This is a genomic window from Aurantiacibacter arachoides, assembly GCF_009827335.1.
GTDB classification, from domain to species: Bacteria; Pseudomonadota; Alphaproteobacteria; order Sphingomonadales; family Sphingomonadaceae; genus Alteraurantiacibacter; species Alteraurantiacibacter arachoides.
On record NZ_WTYH01000001.1, the window covers coordinates 291,360 to 312,930 of the forward strand.

Annotated in this window: 22 protein-coding genes and 2 tRNA genes; 15 read left to right on the plus strand and 9 right to left on the minus strand. The window is 65.8% G+C overall.

Annotated features, from left to right (window positions below; genetic code table 11):
- Positions 1–5: 5 nt before the first annotated feature.
- Together GRI62_RS01480 and GRI62_RS01485 are read right to left on the minus strand one after the other, a co-directional pair.
- On the minus strand, positions 6–638 hold the full coding sequence (locus GRI62_RS01480; protein WP_131451676.1) for a sigma-70 family RNA polymerase sigma factor: 633 nt from the start codon (positions 636–638) through the stop codon (positions 6–8).
- Positions 635–817 carry a NepR family anti-sigma factor gene (locus GRI62_RS01485; protein WP_131451677.1) on the minus strand — a complete coding sequence of 61 codons (183 nt, stop codon included), beginning with the start codon at positions 815–817 and terminating at the stop codon, positions 635–637. Before GRI62_RS01485 ends, GRI62_RS01480 begins: the two co-directional genes overlap by 4 nt.
- 283 nt (positions 818–1,100) lie before the next feature.
- Here GRI62_RS01485 and GRI62_RS01490 point away from each other — a divergent pair, with 283 nt between their 5' ends.
- Genes GRI62_RS01490 through GRI62_RS01505 form a run of 4 tightly spaced genes read left to right on the plus strand, consistent with a single transcriptional unit; the run spans position 1,101 to position 4,811 of the window.
- A complete protein-coding gene (locus tag GRI62_RS01490; protein ID WP_234027333.1) occupies positions 1,101–2,732 on the plus strand; it encodes a CHASE domain-containing protein in 1,632 nt (543 codons plus the stop codon).
- 6 nt (positions 2,733–2,738) lie between these two features.
- Positions 2,739–3,500, plus strand: coding sequence for a molybdate ABC transporter substrate-binding protein (gene modA, locus GRI62_RS01495; RefSeq protein WP_131451678.1), 762 nt, complete (start codon positions 2,739–2,741; stop codon positions 3,498–3,500).
- Positions 3,501–3,508: 8 nt separating this feature from the next.
- Positions 3,509–4,201, plus strand: coding sequence for a molybdate ABC transporter permease subunit (gene modB / locus GRI62_RS01500; protein ID WP_131451679.1), 693 nt, complete (start codon positions 3,509–3,511; stop codon positions 4,199–4,201).
- A complete protein-coding gene (locus GRI62_RS01505; RefSeq protein ID WP_131451680.1) occupies positions 4,191–4,811 on the plus strand; it encodes an ATP-binding cassette domain-containing protein in 621 nt (206 codons plus the stop codon). Before modB ends, GRI62_RS01505 begins: the two co-directional genes overlap by 11 nt.
- A 28-nt stretch (positions 4,812–4,839) precedes the next feature.
- Here the strand turns inward: GRI62_RS01505 and GRI62_RS01510 are convergent.
- Together GRI62_RS01510 and GRI62_RS01515 are read right to left on the minus strand one after the other, a co-directional pair.
- A tRNA-Thr gene (locus GRI62_RS01510) sits at positions 4,840–4,915 on the minus strand.
- Positions 4,916–4,933: 18 nt separating this feature from the next.
- A tRNA-Cys gene (locus GRI62_RS01515) sits at positions 4,934–5,007 on the minus strand.
- Between the two features lie 151 nt (positions 5,008–5,158).
- Here GRI62_RS01515 and GRI62_RS01520 point away from each other — a divergent pair.
- A complete protein-coding gene (locus GRI62_RS01520; protein WP_131451681.1) occupies positions 5,159–5,440 on the plus strand; it encodes a PilZ domain-containing protein in 282 nt (93 codons plus the stop codon).
- Between the two features lie 331 nt (positions 5,441–5,771).
- Here the strand turns inward: GRI62_RS01520 and GRI62_RS01525 are convergent, their stop codons facing one another.
- Positions 5,772–6,971 carry an LL-diaminopimelate aminotransferase gene (locus GRI62_RS01525; protein ID WP_131451682.1) on the minus strand — a complete coding sequence of 400 codons (1,200 nt, stop codon included), beginning with the start codon at positions 6,969–6,971 and terminating at the stop codon, positions 5,772–5,774.
- Between the two features lie 119 nt (positions 6,972–7,090).
- Here GRI62_RS01525 and GRI62_RS01530 point away from each other — a divergent pair, with 119 nt between their 5' ends.
- The gene (locus GRI62_RS01530) at positions 7,091–8,956 is read left to right on the plus strand and encodes a PHA/PHB synthase family protein (protein ID WP_131451683.1); all 1,866 of its coding nucleotides are present in this window, start codon (positions 7,091–7,093) and stop codon (positions 8,954–8,956) included.
- Positions 8,957–9,100: 144 nt separating this feature from the next.
- Here GRI62_RS01530 and GRI62_RS01535 read toward each other — a convergent pair whose 3' ends face one another.
- Complete coding sequence (locus tag GRI62_RS01535) at positions 9,101–9,493, minus strand: hypothetical protein (RefSeq protein WP_160731783.1); 393 nt, start codon at positions 9,491–9,493, stop codon at positions 9,101–9,103.
- Here GRI62_RS01535 and GRI62_RS01540 point away from each other — a divergent pair.
- From GRI62_RS01540 to GRI62_RS01560, 5 genes are all read left to right on the plus strand, one after another.
- Positions 9,492–9,950 (plus strand): phasin family protein, encoded by a 459-nt coding sequence (locus GRI62_RS01540; RefSeq protein ID WP_160731784.1) that lies wholly within the window; start codon positions 9,492–9,494, stop codon positions 9,948–9,950. The two genes, GRI62_RS01535 and GRI62_RS01540, sit on opposite strands and share 2 nt — an antisense overlap.
- Positions 9,951–10,104: 154 nt before the next feature.
- Positions 10,105–10,533 (plus strand): ATP-dependent Clp protease adapter ClpS, encoded by a 429-nt coding sequence (gene clpS, locus GRI62_RS01545; RefSeq protein ID WP_234027334.1) that lies wholly within the window; start codon positions 10,105–10,107, stop codon positions 10,531–10,533.
- Between the two features lie 115 nt (positions 10,534–10,648).
- Positions 10,649–11,938: an LptF/LptG family permease gene (locus GRI62_RS01550; protein ID WP_267904491.1), complete on the plus strand. Its 1,290-nt coding sequence runs from the start codon at positions 10,649–10,651 to the stop codon at positions 11,936–11,938.
- A complete protein-coding gene (gene lptG / locus GRI62_RS01555) occupies positions 11,931–13,031 on the plus strand; it encodes an LPS export ABC transporter permease LptG (RefSeq protein WP_131451685.1) in 1,101 nt (366 codons plus the stop codon). Before GRI62_RS01550 ends, lptG begins: the two co-directional genes overlap by 8 nt.
- A gap of 5 nt (positions 13,032–13,036) precedes the next feature.
- On the plus strand, positions 13,037–13,285 hold the full coding sequence (locus GRI62_RS01560) for a hypothetical protein (RefSeq protein WP_131451686.1): 249 nt from the start codon (positions 13,037–13,039) through the stop codon (positions 13,283–13,285).
- Here the strand turns inward: GRI62_RS01560 and GRI62_RS01565 are convergent.
- Positions 13,282–14,355, minus strand: coding sequence for a fatty acid desaturase family protein (locus GRI62_RS01565; RefSeq protein ID WP_131453711.1), 1,074 nt, complete (start codon positions 14,353–14,355; stop codon positions 13,282–13,284). The genes GRI62_RS01560 and GRI62_RS01565 overlap by 4 nt on opposite strands.
- Before the next feature lie 100 nt (positions 14,356–14,455).
- Between GRI62_RS01565 and GRI62_RS01570 the strand changes: the two genes are divergently transcribed.
- The 3 genes from GRI62_RS01570 to GRI62_RS01580 all read left to right on the plus strand — a co-directional run bounded on the left by GRI62_RS01570 (position 14,456) and on the right by GRI62_RS01580 (position 17,312).
- Positions 14,456–15,613 carry an N-acetyltransferase gene (locus GRI62_RS01570; protein WP_131451687.1) on the plus strand — a complete coding sequence of 386 codons (1,158 nt, stop codon included), beginning with the start codon at positions 14,456–14,458 and terminating at the stop codon, positions 15,611–15,613.
- 91 nt (positions 15,614–15,704) lie between these two features.
- A complete protein-coding gene (locus tag GRI62_RS01575; RefSeq protein WP_131451688.1) occupies positions 15,705–16,151 on the plus strand; it encodes a response regulator in 447 nt (148 codons plus the stop codon).
- A gap of 366 nt (positions 16,152–16,517) precedes the next feature.
- Positions 16,518–17,312 (plus strand): response regulator, encoded by a 795-nt coding sequence (locus tag GRI62_RS01580; protein WP_131451689.1) that lies wholly within the window; start codon positions 16,518–16,520, stop codon positions 17,310–17,312.
- On the opposite strand, the gene GRI62_RS01585 is transcribed toward GRI62_RS01580, so the two are convergent.
- Positions 17,292–18,701 (minus strand): MATE family efflux transporter, encoded by a 1,410-nt coding sequence (locus GRI62_RS01585; protein ID WP_131451690.1) that lies wholly within the window; start codon positions 18,699–18,701, stop codon positions 17,292–17,294. The two genes, GRI62_RS01580 and GRI62_RS01585, sit on opposite strands and share 21 nt — an antisense overlap.
- A 78-nt stretch (positions 18,702–18,779) precedes the next feature.
- On the opposite strand from GRI62_RS01585, the gene GRI62_RS01590 reads away from it, so the two are divergent.
- Positions 18,780–20,546: a DUF885 domain-containing protein gene (locus tag GRI62_RS01590; RefSeq protein WP_131451691.1), complete on the plus strand. Its 1,767-nt coding sequence runs from the start codon at positions 18,780–18,782 to the stop codon at positions 20,544–20,546.
- 21 nt (positions 20,547–20,567) lie between these two features.
- On the opposite strand, the gene GRI62_RS01595 is transcribed toward GRI62_RS01590, so the two are convergent.
- The gene (locus tag GRI62_RS01595) at positions 20,568–21,569 is read right to left on the minus strand and encodes an alcohol dehydrogenase catalytic domain-containing protein (protein WP_131451692.1); all 1,002 of its coding nucleotides are present in this window, start codon (positions 21,567–21,569) and stop codon (positions 20,568–20,570) included.
- Between the last annotated feature and the right edge of the window lie 2 nt (positions 21,570–21,571).

Here is a 21,571-nt window from a genome sequence, read left to right on the forward strand (position 1 = left end):
TAGGTCTACCGCGTGGCCGCGGATTCGCCCCTGCCGGCGGCAACCTCGTCCAGTTCTTCGAGGATGGCGCGATGAGCGATGGGATCGCTGATCGCGCGATCGGGAATGTCGCCATCCTGGATCATGCTGGTCAATGCCGCACGGGCGCGCCCGACGCGGCTCTTGATGGTGCCGACGGCGCAGCCGCAGATGTTGGCCGCTTCCTCGTAGGAGAAACCGCCCGCACCGACCAGCAACAGTGCCTCGCGCCGTTCGGGCGGCAGCGTCAGCAATGCCCGGTGCAGGTCGGAAAGGTGGATCGGCTCTTCCTGACCGGCGGGCGCGGTCAGGATGCGTTCCGCCACTGTCTCGTCATATTCGCCGCGAAAGCGATTGCGGCGCATGTCGGTAAGATAGGCGTTGCGCAGGATCACGAAGGTCCACGCACGCATGGAGGTGCCGGGCTCGAAGCGCTGTTGCGCCGCCCATGCCTTGAGAAGCGTTTCCTGCACGAGGTCGTCCGCCATGTCGGGACGACCGCACAAGCCACGAGCGAAAGCGCGAAGATGCGGGACGACCTCGGTCAGTTCCCGTTTGAAATCGCGCTTGTCGTCGTTGCTGCGTTCCGGCAGCTCGCGTGTCTGGGACCCCTTGGTCATCGACCCCCGTCTTTGTCCAGCTTGGCCAGCAGGTCTGCAAATGCATCCGGCAGCGGCTCATCGAGCACGCTGTCGTAAAGGCGCTTCAGTCCGTTTGTCCATTCCGGATCGCCTTCCTTGCCAACATCGTGTCTCGATGCTGGCTTATCAACCTTCTTGTCGTTTTGTGTGCCCGACATCGTCGTAAAAAGCTTCCCATCCCGCCACCCGGCTGTTGCCTTGCCTGCGCGATGGCAGGCAAAAGCCGGGGGTCATGTGCGATATTGCGTTCGTCCGGAACGAAACGCGGTCCGTCCGGTTCCCCGCATGAACATATGTGTGTACGGCAGTGGTCGCAAACCGGCAACAGCCGATGGCCCGTCGAATGGGTTCACGCGTGATTACAGGGACGGTCGCCCGCGCGGCCCAGGAGTTGTCTTGCAGCAGCAGATTTCCCGGCGAAGCAGCACGAGGCGGTGGCTTATGCGCTTTCCGCGCGGAATGCCGCTGGGTATTTTCGTGCTGATTGCTGCCGTCACCATCCTCAGCATCTTTGCGATCGAGCGGGGCGAGAACCAGCGGGAAGCCGCGCAGCTGAACGCGCGGGCCATTACCATCGCCGCGGCACTCGAACGGCGCGCGAACGCCTCCAGCGCTTATCTGCGCGCCGGTGCCGCACTGTTGTCCGGCATGGAAGAAGTGCCGGCGGACGAATTCCGGCGCTTCGTTTCGGAACTGCGCCTCGATGCCGACTATCGCGGTGCCGATGGCATTGGCTGGGCCAAGGTGGTGCGTCCGTCGGAGGAAGAGGCCTTCAACGCCCTCGTCTCCGCGCAGGGTTCGCGCACCGCAGAGCTGCATCCGCGTCCTGACGGGAACCGTCCCTTCGCCATTCCCGTGACGTTCCTGCAGCCCGATACCGAACGCAATCGCCAGGCGCTGGGCTTTGACATGTATTCCGAACCCGTCCGCCGCGCGGCGATGCAGGAAGCGGAGCGGACGGCGCGGCCCACCGCGACCGAGCGCATTGTGCTCGCGCAGGAGGGTGACGGCGAGGAAGCGGGCTTCCTTATCTACATGCCGGTGTTCGAGCCATCGGCGGGCGGCCGTGCGCTGAAGGGGTTCATCTTCAGCCCTTTCAACGCCCAGGACTTCGTGCAGAGCGCGCTCGAACTGGATGATGCCGGTTCGTTCGGCATCAGCCTCTACGACGGCAGCCGGAGCGACGAGGGTCTGCTGGCGAGCATCAATGACGGCGAGGATCAGCCCGAAGTGCGATCCGTCACGCAGGTGCTGACAATCGCCAACAATCCGTTCCAGCTCGTCATCACCTCGCACGAGGACGCGGGCCTCTCCGGCCTGTCGATGGCGACGCTGATCTTCGGCCTGCTGGTGGGCGCATTGCTGATGCTGCTGGTACGGATGCTGACCCAGCAGGCGCAGGAGGACGAAGCCTCGCTCGCGTGGTTCGAGGAGCAGGCATCGATCCGCAATTCGCTGACCCGTGAGCTCAATCACCGGGTCAAGAACACGCTGGCCAACGTGCTCTCCATCATCGCCCTCACCCGGCGCCGGTCCAGCGATATCGAGGAATTTGCCGACGGCCTCGATGGCCGCATCCGCGCGCTTTCGGCAACCCACGACCTGCTCACCCAGTCCGACTGGGGATCGACCCCGGTGCGCGCGGTGATCGATGCCGAACTCCTGCCCTACGCCCATGGCGGCGACCACGAAGTCAGGCTGGAGGGGCCGGACGTGGAACTTGCCCCCAACGATGCCCTGTCCCTGGGCTTGGCCATCCACGAACTGGCCACCAATGCCGCCAAGTACGGTTCGCTCAGCCAGCCCGGCGGGAGCGTATCGGTGCGCTGGAAAGCGATGACCCAGTCGCTGGTGCGGGTCGAATGGCTGGAACGCGGCGGTCCGCCGGTCAAGCAGGTGCGCAGCCGGGGTTTTGGCACCGACCTTATCGAACGTATCGTGGCGCATGAACTCAAACACCCGGTGGAGCTTGATTTCGATCCCGAGGGGGTGCGCTGCGTGCTGCTGATCCCGGTGCGCCGGGCAACCGACTTCGTCCTGCGTGCGAACCGCAGCGAATCCCTTCAGGGCTGATCGCCGGTGTTTCGAACACTCCTGGTCTGCCTTTCCGCCGCGCTCGCGCTTGGCGCCTGTGCGCCCGAACCGCCCGCAGGGCCTACGGTGCTGGCGGCATCCAGCATGCAGGAAGCGCTGGAAGGAATAGCCCGCGACTGGGAGGCTGAAGGACAAGCTGCGCCCGTGCTTTCCTTTGGCGCTACCTCGGCCATCGCCCGGCAGATCGAATCGGGCGCACCGGCAGATATCGTGGTGACCGCCGATCGTGAGTGGATGGACTGGCTGGAGGAGCGTGATTTGCTCGCCGGCGAACCGCGCGCCTTTGCCAGCAACACTCTGGTGGTGGTGGCGCCAGCGGATCCGGCGGGCGTAGTCCCTGTGCCCATGTCGCTGCGCGAATTTGCCCAGGATCCCGATGGCGGGCGCATCGCATTGGCTGAAACGGGCAGCGTACCGGCAGGTCGCTATGCCCGCGCGGCGCTGCAGAGCATGGGCCTGTGGGACGTGCTGGAGCCCCGGGTTGTCCCGGCCGAGAGCGTGCGGGCCGCCCTTGCCTTTGTCGAACGCGGCGAGGTTCCGCTTGGCATTGTCTATGCCACCGATGCCCAGGCGAGCGATGGCGTGCGCGTGATCGAACGGGTCGATCCCTCGCTCCATCCGCGCATCCTGTACTACCGCGCGCAGGTTGCCGCCTCGCGCGATAACGAGGCGCAGGCCTTTGCCGATTACCTCGTCAGCGATGCGGCGCGCAGGCGTGTTGCAAGCTACGGGTTCGGATCGCCATAAGGGATGCGATGCTGACCCAGGCCGAGTGGTATGTCCTGCTGCTATCGCTCAAGGTCAGCCTTGTCGCGGTACTGATAACGCTGCCCGTCGCCTATGCGCTGGCCTGGCTGATCGCGCGGCGGACGTTTCCGGGGCGCACCCTGCTCGATGCCGCGATCCATCTGCCGCTGGTGCTTCCCCCGGTGGTGACGGGCTGGCTGCTGCTGTTGCTGCTGGGGCGCGGGGGGCCGGTGGGCGGATGGCTCGACCGGGCCCTTGGCCTGACGCTGGTGTTTCACTGGACCGGGGCGGCGCTGGCTGCCGCAGTCATGGCCTTGCCACTGATGGTGCGCGCGATGCGGCTTTCCATCGAGGCGGTCGACCGCCGCCTGGTGGACGCCGCGCGCACCCTGGGCGCCAACCCCTGGCGCGCCTTCCTCACCATCACCCTGCCGCTTTCCGCGCCGGGCATCGCGGCAGGGGCCATGCTCGGCTTCGCCCGCTCGCTGGGCGAGTTCGGCGCGACCATCACCTTTGCCGCCAACATCGAGGGACAGACGCGCACGCTGCCTCTGGCCATCTATACGGGGCTGCAACTGCCCGGCGGAGAAGCGGCAGTCGCACGCCTGGCGATCATCTCCATCGTCCTGTCGCTGGGCGCGCTGATCGTGTCGGAATGGCTGGTGCGCCGCTCGCAGGGGACACGCGCCCATGTCCTTTGATCTGGACTGTGTCGTGCGGCCGGGGGCGGCGCCCATCATCGCCCGGTTCGCCTCCGAAGCGCGACTGACGGCGCTCGTCGGCCCATCCGGCGTCGGCAAGACCAGCGTCCTGAACGCCATCGCGGGGATACTGGCGCCAGTCGAAGGCCGGATCGCGGTGGCAGGACAGGTGCTGTTCGACAGCGAAGCGGGCGTGAACCTGCCGCCCGAGGCGCGGGGCGCGGGATACGTGTTTCAGGACGCGCGCCTGTTCCCGCACCAGCGCGTGCATGCAAACCTGGTCTACGGCGAACGGCTGGCTCGGAACGCGGGATGGATTGGGCGAGACGAGGTGATCGAGCTCCTCGGCGTGGGCCACCTGCTGGATCGCTGGCCGGCAACGCTTTCAGGCGGGGAAGCGCGGCGCGTGGCGATCGGGCGCGCGCTGCTCGCCGCGCCCCGCTTCCTGTTGCTGGACGAGCCGTTGTCCTCGCTCGACGCCGAAAAGGCCGAGCGTCTCGCCGCGCTGATAGAACGCATCCGCGACGAGATCGCGGTGCCGATCCTGCTGGTCAGCCACGCCGCCGAGGAGGTCGAACGGCTTGCCGGACAGGTGGTGACGCTGGGTTAGGGGCACGGTGCCCAGCTCTGATAAGAAGTGGTGCCGCTTACAGGACTCGAACCTGTGACCCCATCATTACGAATGATGTGCTCTACCAACTGAGCTAAAGCGGCGTCCCCGTTGCCGGGAAGTGGAGGCCCGAGCCGGAATCGAACCGGCGTGCAAGGATTTGCAGTCCTCTGCGTAACCACTCCGCCATCGGGCCTCACGAAGGCGGGCCACCTAGCGCGCCTTGTGCGGACGTGCAATGCCCTTCGATCGGACCAGGCCATCGTAACGGATCGTTTGCTTGGACGGTAAGCACCTGTTTGCGAATTACCGATAAACCCGCGCCCACGCGAACGAGGGTTATTTTCATGCATGCCACCGATACCCAGGCCCTGCGCCTCAAGTGCCGTTCGCGGCGGGGGGCCAGTGCTGATCTCGAGGTGCTCGACATCTCGATCGGCGGGGCAATGGTCGAATCGCGCGGATGGAGCGCCGAGGTGGGGGAGCGGGTGCTGGTCACGCTGCCGGGCCTATCCGCCCAGCCCGCCGAACTGGTGTGGATGGAGGATGGCCGCGCCGGCATTGCCTTTGAACACCCGCTGCACGAAACAGTGTTCGACCGGCTGGAGGCGATGATCGGGGAGCAGTGAAGGGGTCGGTCCGTCAGGGAACGGGCGCTCCTGACCAACCCATTTTCAACAGGCAATCATCCCGCGCATCGGCCTGTCGCGCAAGGCGTTGGGCAGGCATGAACGGCCGTTCTGCCACCAGCCCGTAGCAGCCCGCCCCGGCCAGCTTGGAGCGAAAGGCGCGAGACATGCACCTCCACGCTGCTAGCTCAGGATCGTGGTTGAGCCGCCGGACGTCAGCCAGCAGTTGGCGGCCCGTGACCCGTTCGCCGGAGGCGTCCGCGAGGCACCAGAGCTGGGCAAATTCGCGCGGCAGCAGTCCCAGCCACCGCGATCCCCGGCGTGCGTGCCCTCATGCCGCCGAAGCGTTCACACCCATGCTGTGCAGGTAGCGCTTCACGTTGCGCGCCGCCTGCCGCAGGCGCTGCTCGTTCTCGACCAGGCCGATGCGCACATAACCTTCGCCATCCTCGCCATAGCCCACGCCAGGTGCCACCGCGACCTGCGCATGGGTGAGCAGCTGCTTGGCGAATTCCATGCTCCCCATTGCCTTCAGCGCCGGGGGCAGCGGTGCCCAGGCGAACATCGATGCGGGCGGGGCGGGGATGTCCCAGCCGGCGCGGCCGAAGGCATCGATCATCACGTCACGCCGGCGATGATACATCTGGCGCGTCTGCTCCACGCAATCCTGCGGGCCGTTGAGCGCGGCGCAGGCGGCCGCCTGGATGGGGGTAAAGGCGCCATAATCGATGTAGCTCTTCACCCGCGTCAGCGCGGCGATCAGGGTCTTGTTGCCCACGGCAAAGCCGATTCGCCATCCGGCCATGCCGTAGGTCTTGGAGAGGCTGGTGAATTCGATCGCCACGTCCTTTGCGCCCGGCACCTGCAGGATGGATGGCGTGGGCTTGCCGTCGTAATAGAGTTCCGAATAGGCCAGGTCCGACAGTACCCAGATCTTGTGGAAGCGCGCCCAGTCCACCAGCCGTTCGTAAAAGGCGAGGTCGACCGTCTCGGCCGTCGGGTTGGAGGGGAAGTTGACCACCAGCACGGTGGGACGTGGCACGGTAAAGGCGACCGCGTTGTCCAGCGCCCGCCAGTAATTCTCGTCCGGCGTGGTGGGCACGGAGCGGATGCTGGCGCCGGCGATGATGAACCCGAACGTGTGGATCGGGTAGCTGGGATTGGGGGCGAGGATGGTGTCGCCTGGCGCGGTGATCGCACTGGCAAGGCTGGCGAGGCCTTCCTTGCTGCCCAGCGTCACCACGACCTCTGTTTCGGGATCGGGGTCGACGCCGAACCGGCGCGCGTAGTAATTCGCCTGCGCCTTTCTCAGGCCCGGGATACCTTTCGACTGGGAATAGCCGTGCGCGTCCGGCTTGGCGGCCACTTCGCACAGCTTGTCGATGACGTGCTGGGGCGGGGGCTGGTCAGGGTTGCCCATGCCCAGGTCGATGATGTCACGCCCCTCTGCACGCGCGGCCGCGCGCATCGCATTGACCTCGGCGATGACGTAGGGCGGGAGGCGCTTGATGCGGTAGAAATCGTTGTCCATCGGGTCCTTGATCCTGGGGGCTGCGGCAGGCCCGTGATGGCGCAAACCTGCTGTGGGCGCAATTCCGTTCGATCCGAAGACGCTTTCGCTTGCCCATCGTTGCGCATAAGAGATTGGGCATGGCCGAAAAAGACGACGACCCGATCGATCGCACGGGGCACGATGCCGCCGACCTGTTCACGCAGATGCTGCGCATCCAGGGCGAAAGCGCGCAGGCGATGATGGCGGCCTTTGCCCCTCCCCCGGCAGAAGGGATGCGCCCCGTGGACGCGATGGGCGAGGCGATGCAGGCGTTCCAGGCGAATTGGCTGAACCTGGTGAATCCGTCCGCCGATGCTGCCGCACCGCTGGCAGCCGATCCTGCCAGCTGGATGGAGACGATGCGACAGTGGGCCGCGACGATGCCGATGGCCGATCCCGCCGGGCAGGCGCAGCTGTGGGCCGAGAGCGCGCAGCTGTGGCAGGATGTGATCGCGCAGTATTCCGGCGAAGGGCAGGGCGAGCCGCAGCTACCCCGCCGCGATCGCCGTTTTGCCGACAAGGCCTGGCGCGATCAGCCGGTCTTCGCGCTGATCCACCAGACCTACCTGCTGTTTGCCGAAAGGCTGGGGGAAAGCGTCGACACCGCGCAGGGCCTGAGCGACAAGGAGCGCGCCGACCTCAAGTTCGCAACGCGCAACGTGCTCGACGCGATGAGCCCGGCCAACTTCCCGCTCATCAATCCGGTCGTGCTGGAACGCACGATCGAGACGGGTGGGGAAAACCTGGTCAAGGGGCTGGAGCGGCTGACCGGCGACCTGGAGCGCGGGCAGTTGACGCACACCGATACCAGCGCCTTCGTACTGGGGGAGAACGTGGCGGCGACGCCGGGCAAGGTGGTGTTCGAGACAGAGCTGTTCCAGCTGATCCAGTATGCGCCCGTCACGGACGAGGTGTTCGAGACGCCGCTGCTGATCTTTCCGCCGTGGATCAACCGCTTCTACATTCTCGACCTGAATCCCAAAAAGAGCTTCGTGCGCTGGGCCGTCGAACAGGGGCTGACCGTGATGATGGTCAGCTGGAAAAGCGCCGACGAGAGCCTGGCGCATATCGGCTGGGACGATTATTTCCGCGCGCAGATGCAGGCGATCGACCTGGTGCGCGAGCGGCTGGGCGTGCCGGCCGTGCACACCATCGGCTATTGCGTGGCGGGCACGACGCTGGCGGGCACGCTGGCAGTGCTGGCGCGGCGGGGCGAGGCGGACAAGGTGGCAAGCGCGACCTTCTTCACCGCCCAGGTCGATTTCGAACACGCGGGCGACCTGTCCCGGTTCATCGACGACGGGCAGCTGGAATTGATCCGTCAGGCGTCGAAGGGCGGCACCCTCGATGGCCGCTACCTTGCGGCGACGTTCAACCTGCTGCGCGGCGGTGACCTGATCTGGAACTACGTGGTCAACCATTACCTGCTGGGCGAGGACTATCCGGCCTTCGACCTGTTGTACTGGAACGGCGACGTCACCAACCTGCCTGCAAGGTGGCACGGCGTGTATCTGCGCGATCTTTATCGTGACAATCTGCTGGTCCGGCCCGACGCGCTCAGCGCCGACGGCACGCCCATCGACCTTTCCCTGGTGCAGACGCCAACCTATATCCAGGCAGGGCGCGAGGACCATATCGCACCGGCGGCAAGCGTGTTCCGCCTGCTCGATCACTTCGGGGGCGACAACCGCTTCGTCCTTGCTGGCAGCGGCCACATCGCGGGCGTGGTCAATCCACCCAATGCGAAGAAATACCAGTACTGGACCAACGATGGCGCGTTCACGACGATAGAGGAGTTCGTGGCAGGCGCGGCCGAGCATCCGGGAAGCTGGTGGCCGGACTGGATCGCGTGGATCGCGGCGCAGGCGCCGAAGAAGGTGAAAGTCCGGGGCAAGCGTAAGCCGGGCGGGAAGGGCGACCGGGTGATCGAGGACGCGCCGGGACGGTATGTAAGGATGCGCTGATCCGACTTAAGCCGTTGACCGCAAAGCCTTCTCTCGGAAATGGTGCAGTGCACAATAAATCTTGACTTAGCCGGTGCAGCAATCTATATTGCAATGCAACAAGGGTGGCAATTCCGCTGCCCGTGCCAAGCGAGGTTTCATGGCTCAGCCAACCGATTCCCAGGCCCCAGAGGCCACCGCCGCCGATTCCGTCGCCAAGCCTGCAACGGCAAAGCCGCAGGTGGAAACGTCGAAGGCAGATGCTGCGGATAGCGCGCCAAAGGCGACCACCGAAGAGGCCAAGCCGGCGTCGACCGATACGGTAGCAAAGCCTGCCAGCAAGCCTTCGGCGACGAAGGCTCCGGCTGACAAGGCAGCAGCCAAGGCTGGCAAGGCCTCCGGCAAGCCCGTGAAGCCAGCGTCCAGGAAGCCCGCTTCCCGCAAGACCGCCACGCGCAAGGCGTCGGTCAAGGCTGCCGCCCGGCCCCGCGTGGCCAAGGCGGCGATCAAGCAACAGATCCCTGAAACAACCATTTCAAAGCTGAAGGAAACCATCATGGCCAGCAAGCCCGACTATTCGAACGATTACACCAGTGCGATGACCGACTCCATGTCGGGCGCCGTGACCGAGATGCAGAGCCGCGCGCAGGCCGCCTATGAAAAGGGCACTGCCAACCTTTCGGACATGACCGACTTTGCCAAGGGCAACGTCGAAGCCATGGTCGAAAGCACCAAGGTGATGGCCGAAGGCATGCAGGCGCTGGGCAAGACCTACGCCGAGGAAGCAAAGTCCGCCTACGAGACGATCACCGCCGACCTCAAGGAAATGGCTGCCGTCAAGAGCCCGACCGAGCTGTTCCAGCTGCAGGGCCGCATGATGCGTCGCAACTTCGATGCGATGATGGCCGTCGGCACCCGCAACACCGATGCCGCGGTCAAGCTGGCGAACGACGTTGCTGCCCCCCTTTCGGGCCGCGTCAACATCGCCGCGGAAAAGATGTCGAAGGTCGCCTGAAGCATCTTCACACGAATCGGGCCGCCATCTCTCCTCTCCCCGGCGGCCTCACGGGCCGGACAGCTTCGCGCTGTCCGGCCTGTTTCGTTTCCGGGCGTGCTTCATACTAAGCCGCGACCTTGAATCTGCGTTCACCCCCTTGCAGCCCGCGCCGATGATACGATATTCGCCTTTCCCCATGCTCGCCATTCGCCAATCCTCCTCTGCCTCCCATCGGGCCTCCACCCTCGCTGCCGGCGATGACGATGGAGACGACGGGCATGGGGGTTCGGGCCACGGCGAGGGCGACAACCAGATCGGCGTCGCCACCAAGACCCGCGCCAAGTCCAAGAAGCCCAGCCAGTACAAGGTGCTGATGCTGAACGACGATTACACGCCGATGGAATTCGTCGTGCTCGTGCTCAAGCGCTTCTTCCGCATGGATCTGGAACAGGCGACGCGGGTCATGCTGCACGTCCACCAGCGCGGCGTCGGCATCTGCGGTGTGTTCCCCTACGAAGTTGCCGAAACCAAGGTGAACCAGGTGATGGATTTCGCGCGCGAGAATCAGCACCCGCTCCAGTGCACGCTGGAAAAGGCCTGAGCCTTGCCGCCCGGCGCGCGCAGCGGCGGCGTTCGGCATTCGCGCATGACCGCTTCGGCTTTTGCCGCTAAGGCCTGCGGGAACCCGTTCCTGCCCGCTACGTCCATTGAGACACGTGTCCCGCTTCATCACCTCTGCTGATCGCTACATCTTCCGCCTCACGGTGGTGCCCATGCTGGGCATCTTCGTGCTCGCGGCAAGCCTGCTGATGCTGGAAAAGATGCTGCGCCTGTTCGAATTCGTCAGCACGGAAGGCGGCCCCATCGGTGTCGTGTTCTCGATGTTGCTGAACGTCGTGCCGGAATACGCCGGGCTGGCGATCCCGCTGGGCCTGATGCTCGGCGTGCTGTTCGCCTTTCGCAAGCTCGCGACGTCGAGCGAGCTTGACGTGATGCGCGCGGTCGGCTGGTCCTACACCCGGCTGCTACGCGTGCCCTATCTCATCACCTTTGCCCTGGTGGCGCTCAATTTCGCCATCGTCGGCTACATCCAGCCCAACGCCCGCTTCGCTTACGAGGAAATGGAGTTCGAGCTGCAATCGGGCGCGCTCGGCGCTTCGATCAAGGTCGGCGAATTCAACACCATCGACCGGCGACTGGCGCTGCGTATCGAGGGCAGCCGCGATGAAGGGCGCCAGCTCGACGGCATCTTCGCGCGGCTGGAGGATTCCCGCGGCCAGGTCCTGTCGATCACCGCGCGCGAGGGGCAGTTTCTCGCCAATCGGGAGAACCGCAACACCCTGGTGCTGCGGCTGATGGACGGCACCATCGTCCACGACGTGGTGAACGGCACGCCCCGCGTTCTCAGCTTCAGCCAGCATGATCTGCCCATCGACCTGCCGGCGCTGGAGGAATTTCGCCAGCGGGGCGAGGACGAGCGCGAATATATCCTGCCGCAACTCCTCGAAATCGGCTGGAGCCCCGATAGCAGCGGCATCGAACGCGCGGCGAGCCAGGCCGCCTTCAACTATCGCATGGTCGAGGTGGTGATGATGCTGATGCTGCCGCTGCTGGCCGTGGCGCTGGCGATCCCGCCCAAGCGGTCGACGAGCTCGCTGGGCGTGTTCCTGTCGATCGTGATCGTCGTCGCCTATCACAAGATCAACCAGTACGGATCGGACGTGGCCGCGCTCGGCCAGGTCGACCCGTTCCTCGCGCTGTGGGGACCGTTCGCGGTGATGGTCGCGATCATCGGGTGGATGTATTACCAGGTCGCCTTCGTGCCGGGCGGGCAGGCGATCGGGTTCCTCGAAAGTTTCTGGAAGAAGATCCGCCGCCGCCTGCGCAAGCTGCTCGGCCGGGACAAGCTGAAGGGCTTCGTCGCGGAGGACGAATTCGACGATCAGGACGACCACGACACCCACGGCGCCGCGACCCGGCAGCGGGAGGCGATGAGCGATGCTTGATTTCTTCCCCTCGCGAGTGCTGACGGTCTACCTCGCCAAGATGTTCTTCATGCGCATCGTGGCCGTGCTGGCGATGCTGGTTCTGGTGCTGATGATGCTCGACCTGCTCGGCAAGACGGGGGATATTTTGGCGGCGCCGGGCAATGGCCAGGGCGAACTGCTGACCTATGCCAGTTTGCGCGTGCCGCAACTGGTGTCGCGATTCCTGCCCTATTCGGTGTTGCTGGCGACGATCATCACCCTTGCCGGGCTGAACCAGAATTCCGAGGTGATCGCGATGAAGGCGGCGGGCCTGTCCGCGCACCAGATCCTGGCCCCCTTGCTGCTGATGGGCGTCATCGTCGCAGGGGTCTCCTTTGCTTTCAACGAACGCGTGGTAACGCGCGCCAATGCGACGCTGAAGGCGTGGGAAGCGGTCGAATACGCCGCCATTCCGGATGATCCGGCGACCCGCGCGAACGTGTATTTCAACGACGGCAACGACATCCTGATGGCTGCGACCGCGGCGGGCCGAGGCGCGCGCACGGTGTTGACCGACGTGACCTTCTACGAACGCGACGCGAACGGCATGATCGTGCGCCAGGTGGAAGGCGCGCGGGCAACCTATGCCGGGGCCGACGCCGGGTGGCGGCTGGAGGACACGACCAGCTTCGATGTCGCCACCGCGCAGACCACGACGGCGCCGGCGCTGACCGTGGCCCCCGGTGTGGAGCTGGGACAGGTCGAACTGCGGCGGGTCGATCCCGATGCCGAGACGCTGCCGCAGCTCTCCCGCTCGATCCAGGCCCTGCGTTCAGCCGACCGGCGCACGACCGAGCTCGAAGCCAAGTGGTGGCACAAGTTTTCCGGGCCGCTGTCGGCGGTGCTGATGCCGCTGCTGGGCGCAGTGGCAGGTTTCGGTCTGGCGCGGTCGGGCAACCTGTTCATCCGCGCGGTGATCGGGATGGCGCTGGGTTTCGCCTACTTCGTGGTCGACAACGCCGCGCTCGCGATGGGCAGTTTCGGCGGGTATTCCCCACTGATTGCCGCCTGGGCGCCGTTCTTCCTGTTCCTGTTCGTGGGGGAGACCGTGCTCGTCCGCACGGAGGAATGATGGCGGTGCGCGGTGCCTCGCTGGCGGTCCTCGCCCTGCTCACGCTCAATGCCTGCGGCGAAACCGCCAACGACGAAAGCGACGACCTCGTGGTGTCCGCCGAGGAACCCATCGTGATCGCGGAAGAGCCGATGGTCGACCCGATGCCGACCGAAACCGCTTCGGGCGCGGAGGCGGTGGAAGGCGAACTGCCCGCGGACGATGGCGACGAGTCCGGCCAGCCGGACGACGCGCCCCTATCCGAAGGGCTCTAGCCGCGCCTGCCCATCGTCGACCGGGCGATCCGCCCGACCAACGGCCACATGCCGGCATGGCTTGACTCGGCAAAGGTCGATTGCGGACCGAGGTGCGCCGAGATGCGCCGGTGCGCCTCGTGCAGCGAGTGATAGGGCATCGACGGGATGAGGTGGTGGACGGCGTGATACCGCAGCCCCACCGGCGCCCAGGCCCCGGCGATGACGCGCGGCACGTTGACGCTGTCGAGATACTGCGCGGTCACCGTCATCGCCTCGCCCTCGTTCTCCCACAGGTGGGCCACCAGCGTGCGCAGCTGGTTGAACACGGCGACGGCCGCGGTGACTGCCATCGCGATCAACAGCGGCCGCCATCCCAGCCACAGCGGCGTGGTCATCAGGAATATCGCCCAGATGCTTGCGCCCAGTTCCTGGAACAGGAACCAGCCGCGCAGCTTGGCGTCGGCCGGTTTGCGGCGGAACTGCGGGTTGATCGACAGGGCGGAAAACCGCTCCCACGCAAGGCGGCGCAGCGGCGGGATCAGCAGGCCAAGCGGCGTGAGAACGCCCCAGCGGAACAGCAATGCAACAGGTGCCAGTGCGGCGACAAGGACGAACAGCGGCAGGCTCCACGGTTTCATCAGGGCCAGCGGCATGTATTCCGGGTCCTCCTGCGTGCCGTACTTGGTGCGCGCGTGGTGCAGGGTGTGGACGTGCTCGTACATCAGGCTGGGGGTGAGCATCGGGATGCCGACGAGCAGGTTCCAGGCCGTGCGGAAGCCAGGCAGGGCATCGCGGTGCAGGTGGCTGATCTCGTGAATGAACAGCAGCGCGCGATACAGCGCGAAGACCGCAACCAGGGCGCAGGTCCAGGCGATCCACGGCGTCTGGCTGAGGATGGTGCCTGCCAGCGCGGCATAGCCGACCGTGGCGGACAGCAGCATGTCGGGCCAGTAGATCGACGGTTTCGCCTCGGTGATGTCGCGCGTCAGCTCCACCGCGGCGCGCAGCATCGCCTTGTCATCGGGAATGTTGGCGTGCACCCGCCTACGTCCGGCGGCATCGCCGGAAAGGGCAGGGTCCAATATCATCGTTGCATCGCTCACTTCGGCGTATTCCCGGATGGTCTGGCTTGACACGCCGCCCGTAGCGCAACCAGTGCTGCGCCAAGCTGAATGGAAGGCGTTTTGCGTGGCTGCTGAAATAGATATTGCACCCGTTTCGGGCAAGGGCGACCTCAATGCCTTCATCGAACTCGCCTACACCCTGAACGCCAGCGATCCCAACTGGGTGCCGCCCCTGCGCGCCGACGTTCGCGAACTGCTGACGCCGGGCAAGAACCCGTTTCACGATCACGCCAGGGTACAGCTGTTTCTCGCCCGCCGGAATGGCAGGGTGGTGGGGCGCATCTCTGCCCACTACGACGAACTGGCGTTGCAACAGCCGCCCGAACAGGGCATGGGGCCGGGCACGGGCAACTGGGGCATGTTCGAGGCGGCGGACGAGCCCGTGGCCGCCGCACTGATCGCCGGCGCGGAGCAGTGGCTGCGCGACCAGAACATGACCCGCGTGCTGGCGCCGATCAGCCTGTCCATCTGGGAGGAGCCCGGCCTGCTGGTGCAGGGCTTCGATCATGCCCCGATGCTGCTCATGGGTCACAACAAGCCGGAATACCGGGGCTGGATTGAACGACAGGGCTACGCCAAGGCCAAGAGCCTCTACACCTACGACATCCACACTCTGGCCGACGGGTTTCCCGACCTCATCAACCGGATCGTCGCATCGGGCGAACGGTCGAGCCGCATCACGGTGCGCGAGGTCGACCTGTCGCGGTTCGAGGAAGATGCGGCGATCTGCATCGATATCCTCAACCAGGCCTGGTCGCGGAACTGGGGTTTCGTGCCCTTTACCGAGGCGGAAAAGGCCTATGGCGCGAAAAAGCTCAAGCCGTTGATCCTGAAGGGCGCGAACATGATCGCCTACGTCGACGGCGAACCCGCCGCCTTCATGCTCGCGTGGCCCGACATCAATCGCAAGCTGAAGGATTATGGCGGCAGGCTGTTCCCCTTCAACTGGGCGAAGTTGCTGTGGTGGCTGCGCGATCCCGACGATGCCAATTTCCGCGTGCCCCTGATGGGCGTGGTGCCCAAGTATCAGAACTCGCGCATGGCGAGCCAGCTGGCCTTCATGATGATCGAGTACATCCGCCGCTACGCCGTCGGCAGCCACGGGGCGCACCGTGCGGAGATCGGCTGGATCCTGGAGGACAACCAGGGCATGGTGGCCATAGCCGATGCCATCCGGTCGCGCGTGAACCGCGAATATCGCATCTTTTCCAAGGACCTGTAGATACCCTTCGGAGAAGCAGGGAACTTGCCTGCCTTTCGCGACGTTGGATGGTCTGGGTGCCGCAAGTGCATCCGAAAGGTTCGTCGCGCTCATGCCATCAAAAGACAAGTCGCTGGATTCCGCCAAGACCGCTGCCCGCGGCAAGGCGCTCGGCCGCGTGTTGCTGGTGGAGGATGATCCCGTGCTGGCGATGACGCTGGAGGACGCATTCCTGCGCGCCGGCACGCGCGAGGTGGTGATCTGCACGACGATGCAGGCCACCAAGCTGGAACTCGAAAAGAACGAGCGAACCGATGCCATCGTGCTCGACGTTCATCTGGGTGACCGGAACGATGGCTGGGCCATTGCCGAGATCGTCACCATGCTTGGCGCGCGGCCGCCGCGCATCGCCTTTTCCACCGGGTCGCCCGAATCGATACCGCCCGAGGTTGCCGAATTGGGTCCGGTCTTTGAGAAGCCCTACGACCCCGATCTGCTGGTTCAGGAACTGTCCGCTCGCGAGCAGAAGCGCGGGCTGATCGCGCGCATGTTCGGCTGAGCGGCGCGCCCGCTTTTCCACACTCGAACACTATCGACGTAGGTGGCCCGGTGCGTCTGGTGCTGCCACCTGATTTTCCGTCTTGTTTTGCACGCGATGAAAAAAAAGGCCTCCGTTCGTTGTGAACGGAGGCCTTTCGGGATCGTGTCACCGGCCGCTTGGACGGGAGGGGGGTCTCGGCGGTGACATAGACTAAATGACCCTCCCGAATTTGCGTTCCCAGGCGTTTTCAAAAAAAAATGGGAAAATATGTGTCGACTGTGGCGACGGCGGATTTTAGGGCCTGTCGACAGCCCAGCCAGCCGTTCGGAACCCTCCGCGCGCGCAATCGTTGTTGGGCGACGAATTTTCACGGGAAGGGTACCTATGTCCATCGGCGCCGAAGTCGCAGCTCATCTTCCGTTTCTCCGCCGCTACGCCCGCGCGCTGACCGGTTCGCAATCCACCGGCGATGCCTTCGTGCAGGCCACGCTCGAAGCCGCGCTGGCGGATGAGGAGCTTGCCGAATCGCTGCGCGGTGGCCGGGTGCCGCTCTATCGTGCGTTCAACAAGGTGTGGTCGAGTGCCTACATGGAAGTCGACGAAGAACGGGATCACGGCTCGATCCATGAAATCGCCGCGCAGGACCAGCTGAAGCGCATCACGCCCATCAACCGTCAGGCCTTGCTGTTGACCACGGTGGAGGATTTCTCTCCCGCCGAGGCGGCCGATATCATGGGCGTGGGCGAAGGCGACGTGGAATCGCTGGTGCGCGAGGCCGTGGGCGAGATCGAGCGCGAGACCACCACCAGCGTGCTCATTATCGAGGACGAGCCGCTCATCTCCATGCAGCTCGAAGACCTGGTGCGCTCACTCGGGCACGAAATCTGCGGCACGGCGGCTACCCGCACCCAGGCGCAGGAAGTGGTTGCCGGCAAGACGCCGGGCCTCGTGCTCGCCGATATCCAGCTGGCCGACGGGTCCTCGGGCCTCGACGCGGTTGACGATATCCTGGCCATCGATTCGGTGCCGGTGATCTTCATCACCGCCTATCCCGAACGGCTGCTGACGGGCGATCGCCCGGAGCCGACCTATCTCATCACCAAGCCCTTCCAGGAAGACACGGTGCGTGCGGCTATCAGCCAGGCACTGTTCTTCGGTTCAAGCCGCCCGCTCGACTGACGCCTCCGGGGCGGGCTCCGGCAGGGGCTCGCCACCGGGCTCGCTTGTGCGCCACAGCACCCACCAGGCAATGGCCGCCGCCGCCAGCCCGCCCAGCAGGTTGGCGGCGAGTTCCGCCAGGTAGACAGCCTGCGTGCCGATCGTGGCGCGCGCCACCCAGGCGATGGGCACCATCACCAGCAGCACCCGTGCCAGCGAAAGCGCCAGTGCATGGCCCGCCCGGTCGATGGCGTTGAGTGCCCCGTTGACGACGATCAGCACGCCGTATCCGGCATAGCCCCACACCGAGATCGCGAGATAGGCCGACGTGGCGACGAGCACCTCAGGGTCTTCGGTAAACAGGCTGGCGAACCAGCGACGCGAAAAGAACAGCACGCCGGCCGCGCCAAGCCCGTAGGCGAGGCTGAACAGCCCGGCCTTGACCAGCGCCTCTCGCGCCCGGCCATGCTCCTGCGCGCCCCAGTTCTGACCGACGATGGCGCCGATCGAGCCTGACAGGGCCAGCAGCGGCACCACCGCAAAGGCCTGCAACCGCCCGCCGGTGCCGAACCCGGCGACCGCCGCCTGCCCTTCGTAGGCAAGCAGCGCGGTGAGTACCGCGAGGCCGGCGGGGTTGATGGCATTGGTAAAGGCCGCTGGCCCGGCGACGCGCCAGATCGCCTTGACCTGCCGCCGCCAGTTGCAGTTTTTCATCGACGCCGGCGCAAATGGCAGGTCGTGCCGTTCCAGCAGCCAGAAGGCGGCGACGATCGCCACCAGCCAGCCGCCCACCGTGGCCCAGGCGGCGCCCGCCACGCCCAGCCCCTCGAACCCGAAGGCGCCGGTGATCAGCAGCGGATCGAGCACCCAGTTGGCGGCGGAAAACAGCACCAGCACGGCGGTGTTGCTCTTGGCTGCGCCTTGGCCTCGCAGCACGCCGTTCATGCCCATCATCGCCATCATCAGCGGAAAGCCCAGCGCGAAGGGTGCCATGTAGGCGTCGGTCAGCGACAGGATCTCGGCATCGGCCTGCATGGCCGCGAACAGCGGCCCGCGCAGCGCGTAGAGCGCGATGCCCAGCACCAGACCGGCAAAGGCACCCATCACCATGCCCAGGTTGGCGCGGGCCAGCGCTCGCTCGGCATCGCCTTCGCCCAGCGCGCGGCTGACCACCGAATTGATGCCCACCATCACCCCCACGCCAAGGCTTTGCAAGGCGGTGATGACGGGAAAGATGAAACTGATCGCGGCAAGTTCGGCCTTGCCCAGGCGACCGACGAAATAGGCATCGACGATCCCGACCGACATGATCGCCGCCACGCCCACGATGGCGGGCGCGGTCTGCCGCACGAGATGTCCGTTGATCGGACCGGTGATAAGCTTGGCGCGGCTGGCCTGCGGTTCGGTCATTATGGCGCGCGATGGACGTTTGCGGGATGGAGGGCAAGCGCCTAGCACCACGTTCAAAGCTTGCCGAAAGGATCGCACATGAAGATCGCCCCCTCGTTCAGCGCCGCCTTGTCCGCGTTGTTGCTTGCCACCGTTGCCGCTCCGCCCATTGCCGCCCAGGAAGCGGGCGCGTCCGATGCCGCGCTGCAGGCGCTGTATGGCGAATACTACGACTGGACGCTGGAGCGCGCCGGCTATTACGAGACCGCCAGCGGCGAGATCGAGCAGGGGCCCACCCTGTCGGACCAGAGCGCCGCCGCGCGCGAGACCAATGCCGCTGCCGCCGCCGCCTTCCTTGCAAGGCTGGACGCGATCGATACCGCGGCGCTTTCCCCCACGGAACGCGTCAACGCCGCCGTGCTGCGGGCGGTGCTGGCCGAGGGGATCGGCGATGCGACCTACCGCGAATGGGAAATGCCGTTCGATTCCGATTCCAACTTCTGGACCTACCTCGATGCGCCATCGGGCCTCGATACGGTGCGCGAATACGAAGACTACCTGGCTCGGATGCGGCAGGTGCCGCGCTATCTGGAGCAGAACGTGGCCAACGCCCGCACCGGCCTTGCCCGCGGCTTTTCCGTGCCGCGCGCCACGCTGGCGGGCCGCGACGAATCCGTGCGGCCCTACACCCAGCTCGAAGGCAACCCGTTCCTGGCAGCCTTCGACCAGATGCCGCAACGTATCCCCGAGGCTGAGCGCGCACGGCTGCGGGCCGAGGCGCAGGCGGTGATCGCGCAGGACATCGTGCCCGCCTACACCGCCTTGCTGGCCTTTTTGCGCGACGACTATTTTCCCGCCGCGCGCGAGACGCTGGCCGCCGAGGCCATGCCCGATGGCGCGGCCTATTATGCGCAGAACATCCGGCAGTACACGACGCTGGACATGGGTGCCGAGGCAATCCACGCGGTGGGCCTTGCCGAGGTGGCGCGGATCGAGGCGGCGATGCAGGCGATCATGGACGAGGTCGGCTTTTCCGGCTCCATCGCCGAGTTCAACGAGGCGCTGCGCAGCGATCCGCGTTTCGTTGCCGCCACGCCCGACGAACTGATGGGCGTTGCCGCCTACGTCCAGGTCCGCGTCGATGGCGAGATTGAGCGATATTTCGGCTTCCTGCCGCGCGCGCGATTCTCCATCCGCCCGGTGCCCGATGCCATCGCGCCGTTCTATACCGCCGGGCGCGGGGGTGAGGATTACTGCCAGATCAACACCCACGATCTGCCCAGCCGGCCGGTCTACAACATCCCCGCGCTTACCCTTCACGAATGTTCGCCCGGGCACAGCTTCCAGGCCAATTTCCAGCGCGAGGTGACGGGCGAGCTGCCCGCCTTCCGCCGCAACCTGTATTTCAGCGGCATGGGCGAGGGGTGGGGCCTCTACACCGAGTTCTTGGGCGAGGAGATGGGCATCTACCGCACGCCCTACGAACGCTACGGCCGGCTGAGCTACGAGATGTGGCGCGCCGCGCGGCTGGTGATAGATACCGGCATCCATCACTATGGCTGGACGCGGGAACAGGCGGTCGATTACCTTGCGGGCCGCACCGCGCTCTCCCGCCACGAGGTCGGGACCGAGGTGGATCGGTATATCAGCTGGCCGGGACAGGCGCTGGCCTACAAGCTGGGCGAGATGACCATCCGCCGCTTGCGGGGAGAGGCCGAGGCGGCGCTGGGCGATGCCTTTGACATCCGCAAGTTCCACGATGTGGTGCTGGCTCTGGGATCCGTCCCGCTGCCGGTGCTGGAAGAGCGGATCGCCGGCTTCATTGCCGACGGCGGGCAGGGACTGGCGGACGTCACCTACGACTAGGCGGACCCAGTCAGGCCGCGATCAGGGCGCGATCAGCACCTTGCACTGCGCGTTGGGGCGTTTCAGCGTTTCGAAGACACGGGGCACGTCGTCCAGCGCGATGATGTCGGTCACCAGCGCGCGGGGCTGGGCCGCGCCCTCCTCCAGCGCGCGCAGGGCAGCCTCGTATTCGGGCACGGTGAAGAACGCGCTGGTGACGAGACGCACTTCCTTGCTCAGCATGGGAAAGGTGTGGATCGTGTCAGGCCGGGTGCAGAGGCCCAGCAGCAGGATGGTGCCCCGCGGCCGCACCTGCTGCACCGCCTGGTCGATCAGGCCGGGAACGCCGACGCATTCGAAGACCACGTCCGCCGGGCCGCCGAGACTGCGTGACGCGCTACCGACAGGATCGCCGGGATCGACCACGAACACATCCGCCCCCAGAGCAATCGCGCGTTGCTGCTGGAAGGGGGCAATATCCTGCACCGCCACGCGCGCGGCACCCATGCGCTGCGCCCAGAACGCCACCGCCAGCCCGATCGGCCCCGCACCCAGCACCAGCACGCGGTCGCCCCGCTTCATGCCCGATAGGTTGACCCCGTGGAGCGCCACCGCCAGCGGCTCGATGATGGCGCCATCGGCCAGCGAAAGGCCAGCGGGCAGCGGCACGCACTGGTTGGGCCGGGTGACGGCGTACTGCGCATAACCGCCACCTTGCAGGCCGAAGGCCGCGCACCATTGCACCTCGCCCTTGCGGCAAGGTTCGCAGGCCCCGCAGCTCCTCAGCGGGATGACCGAGACGAGATCGCCCACCTTCGGACCTGTCGTGTCGCGGCCCAGCGCGACCACCTCGCCTGCGAATTCGTGGCCGAGGATGTCGCCGTGCTCGCAGCCGTAGGCGGCATCCTCGGTCATGTGCAGGTCGCTGCCGCAGATGCCGCAGCGGCCTACCGCTACCACCAGTTCGCCCGCATCGGGCACGGGGTCGGCCACATCCTCGAACGCGAGGGGCGTGTGGAGGCCCTGGAAGCTGACGGCCTTCACTG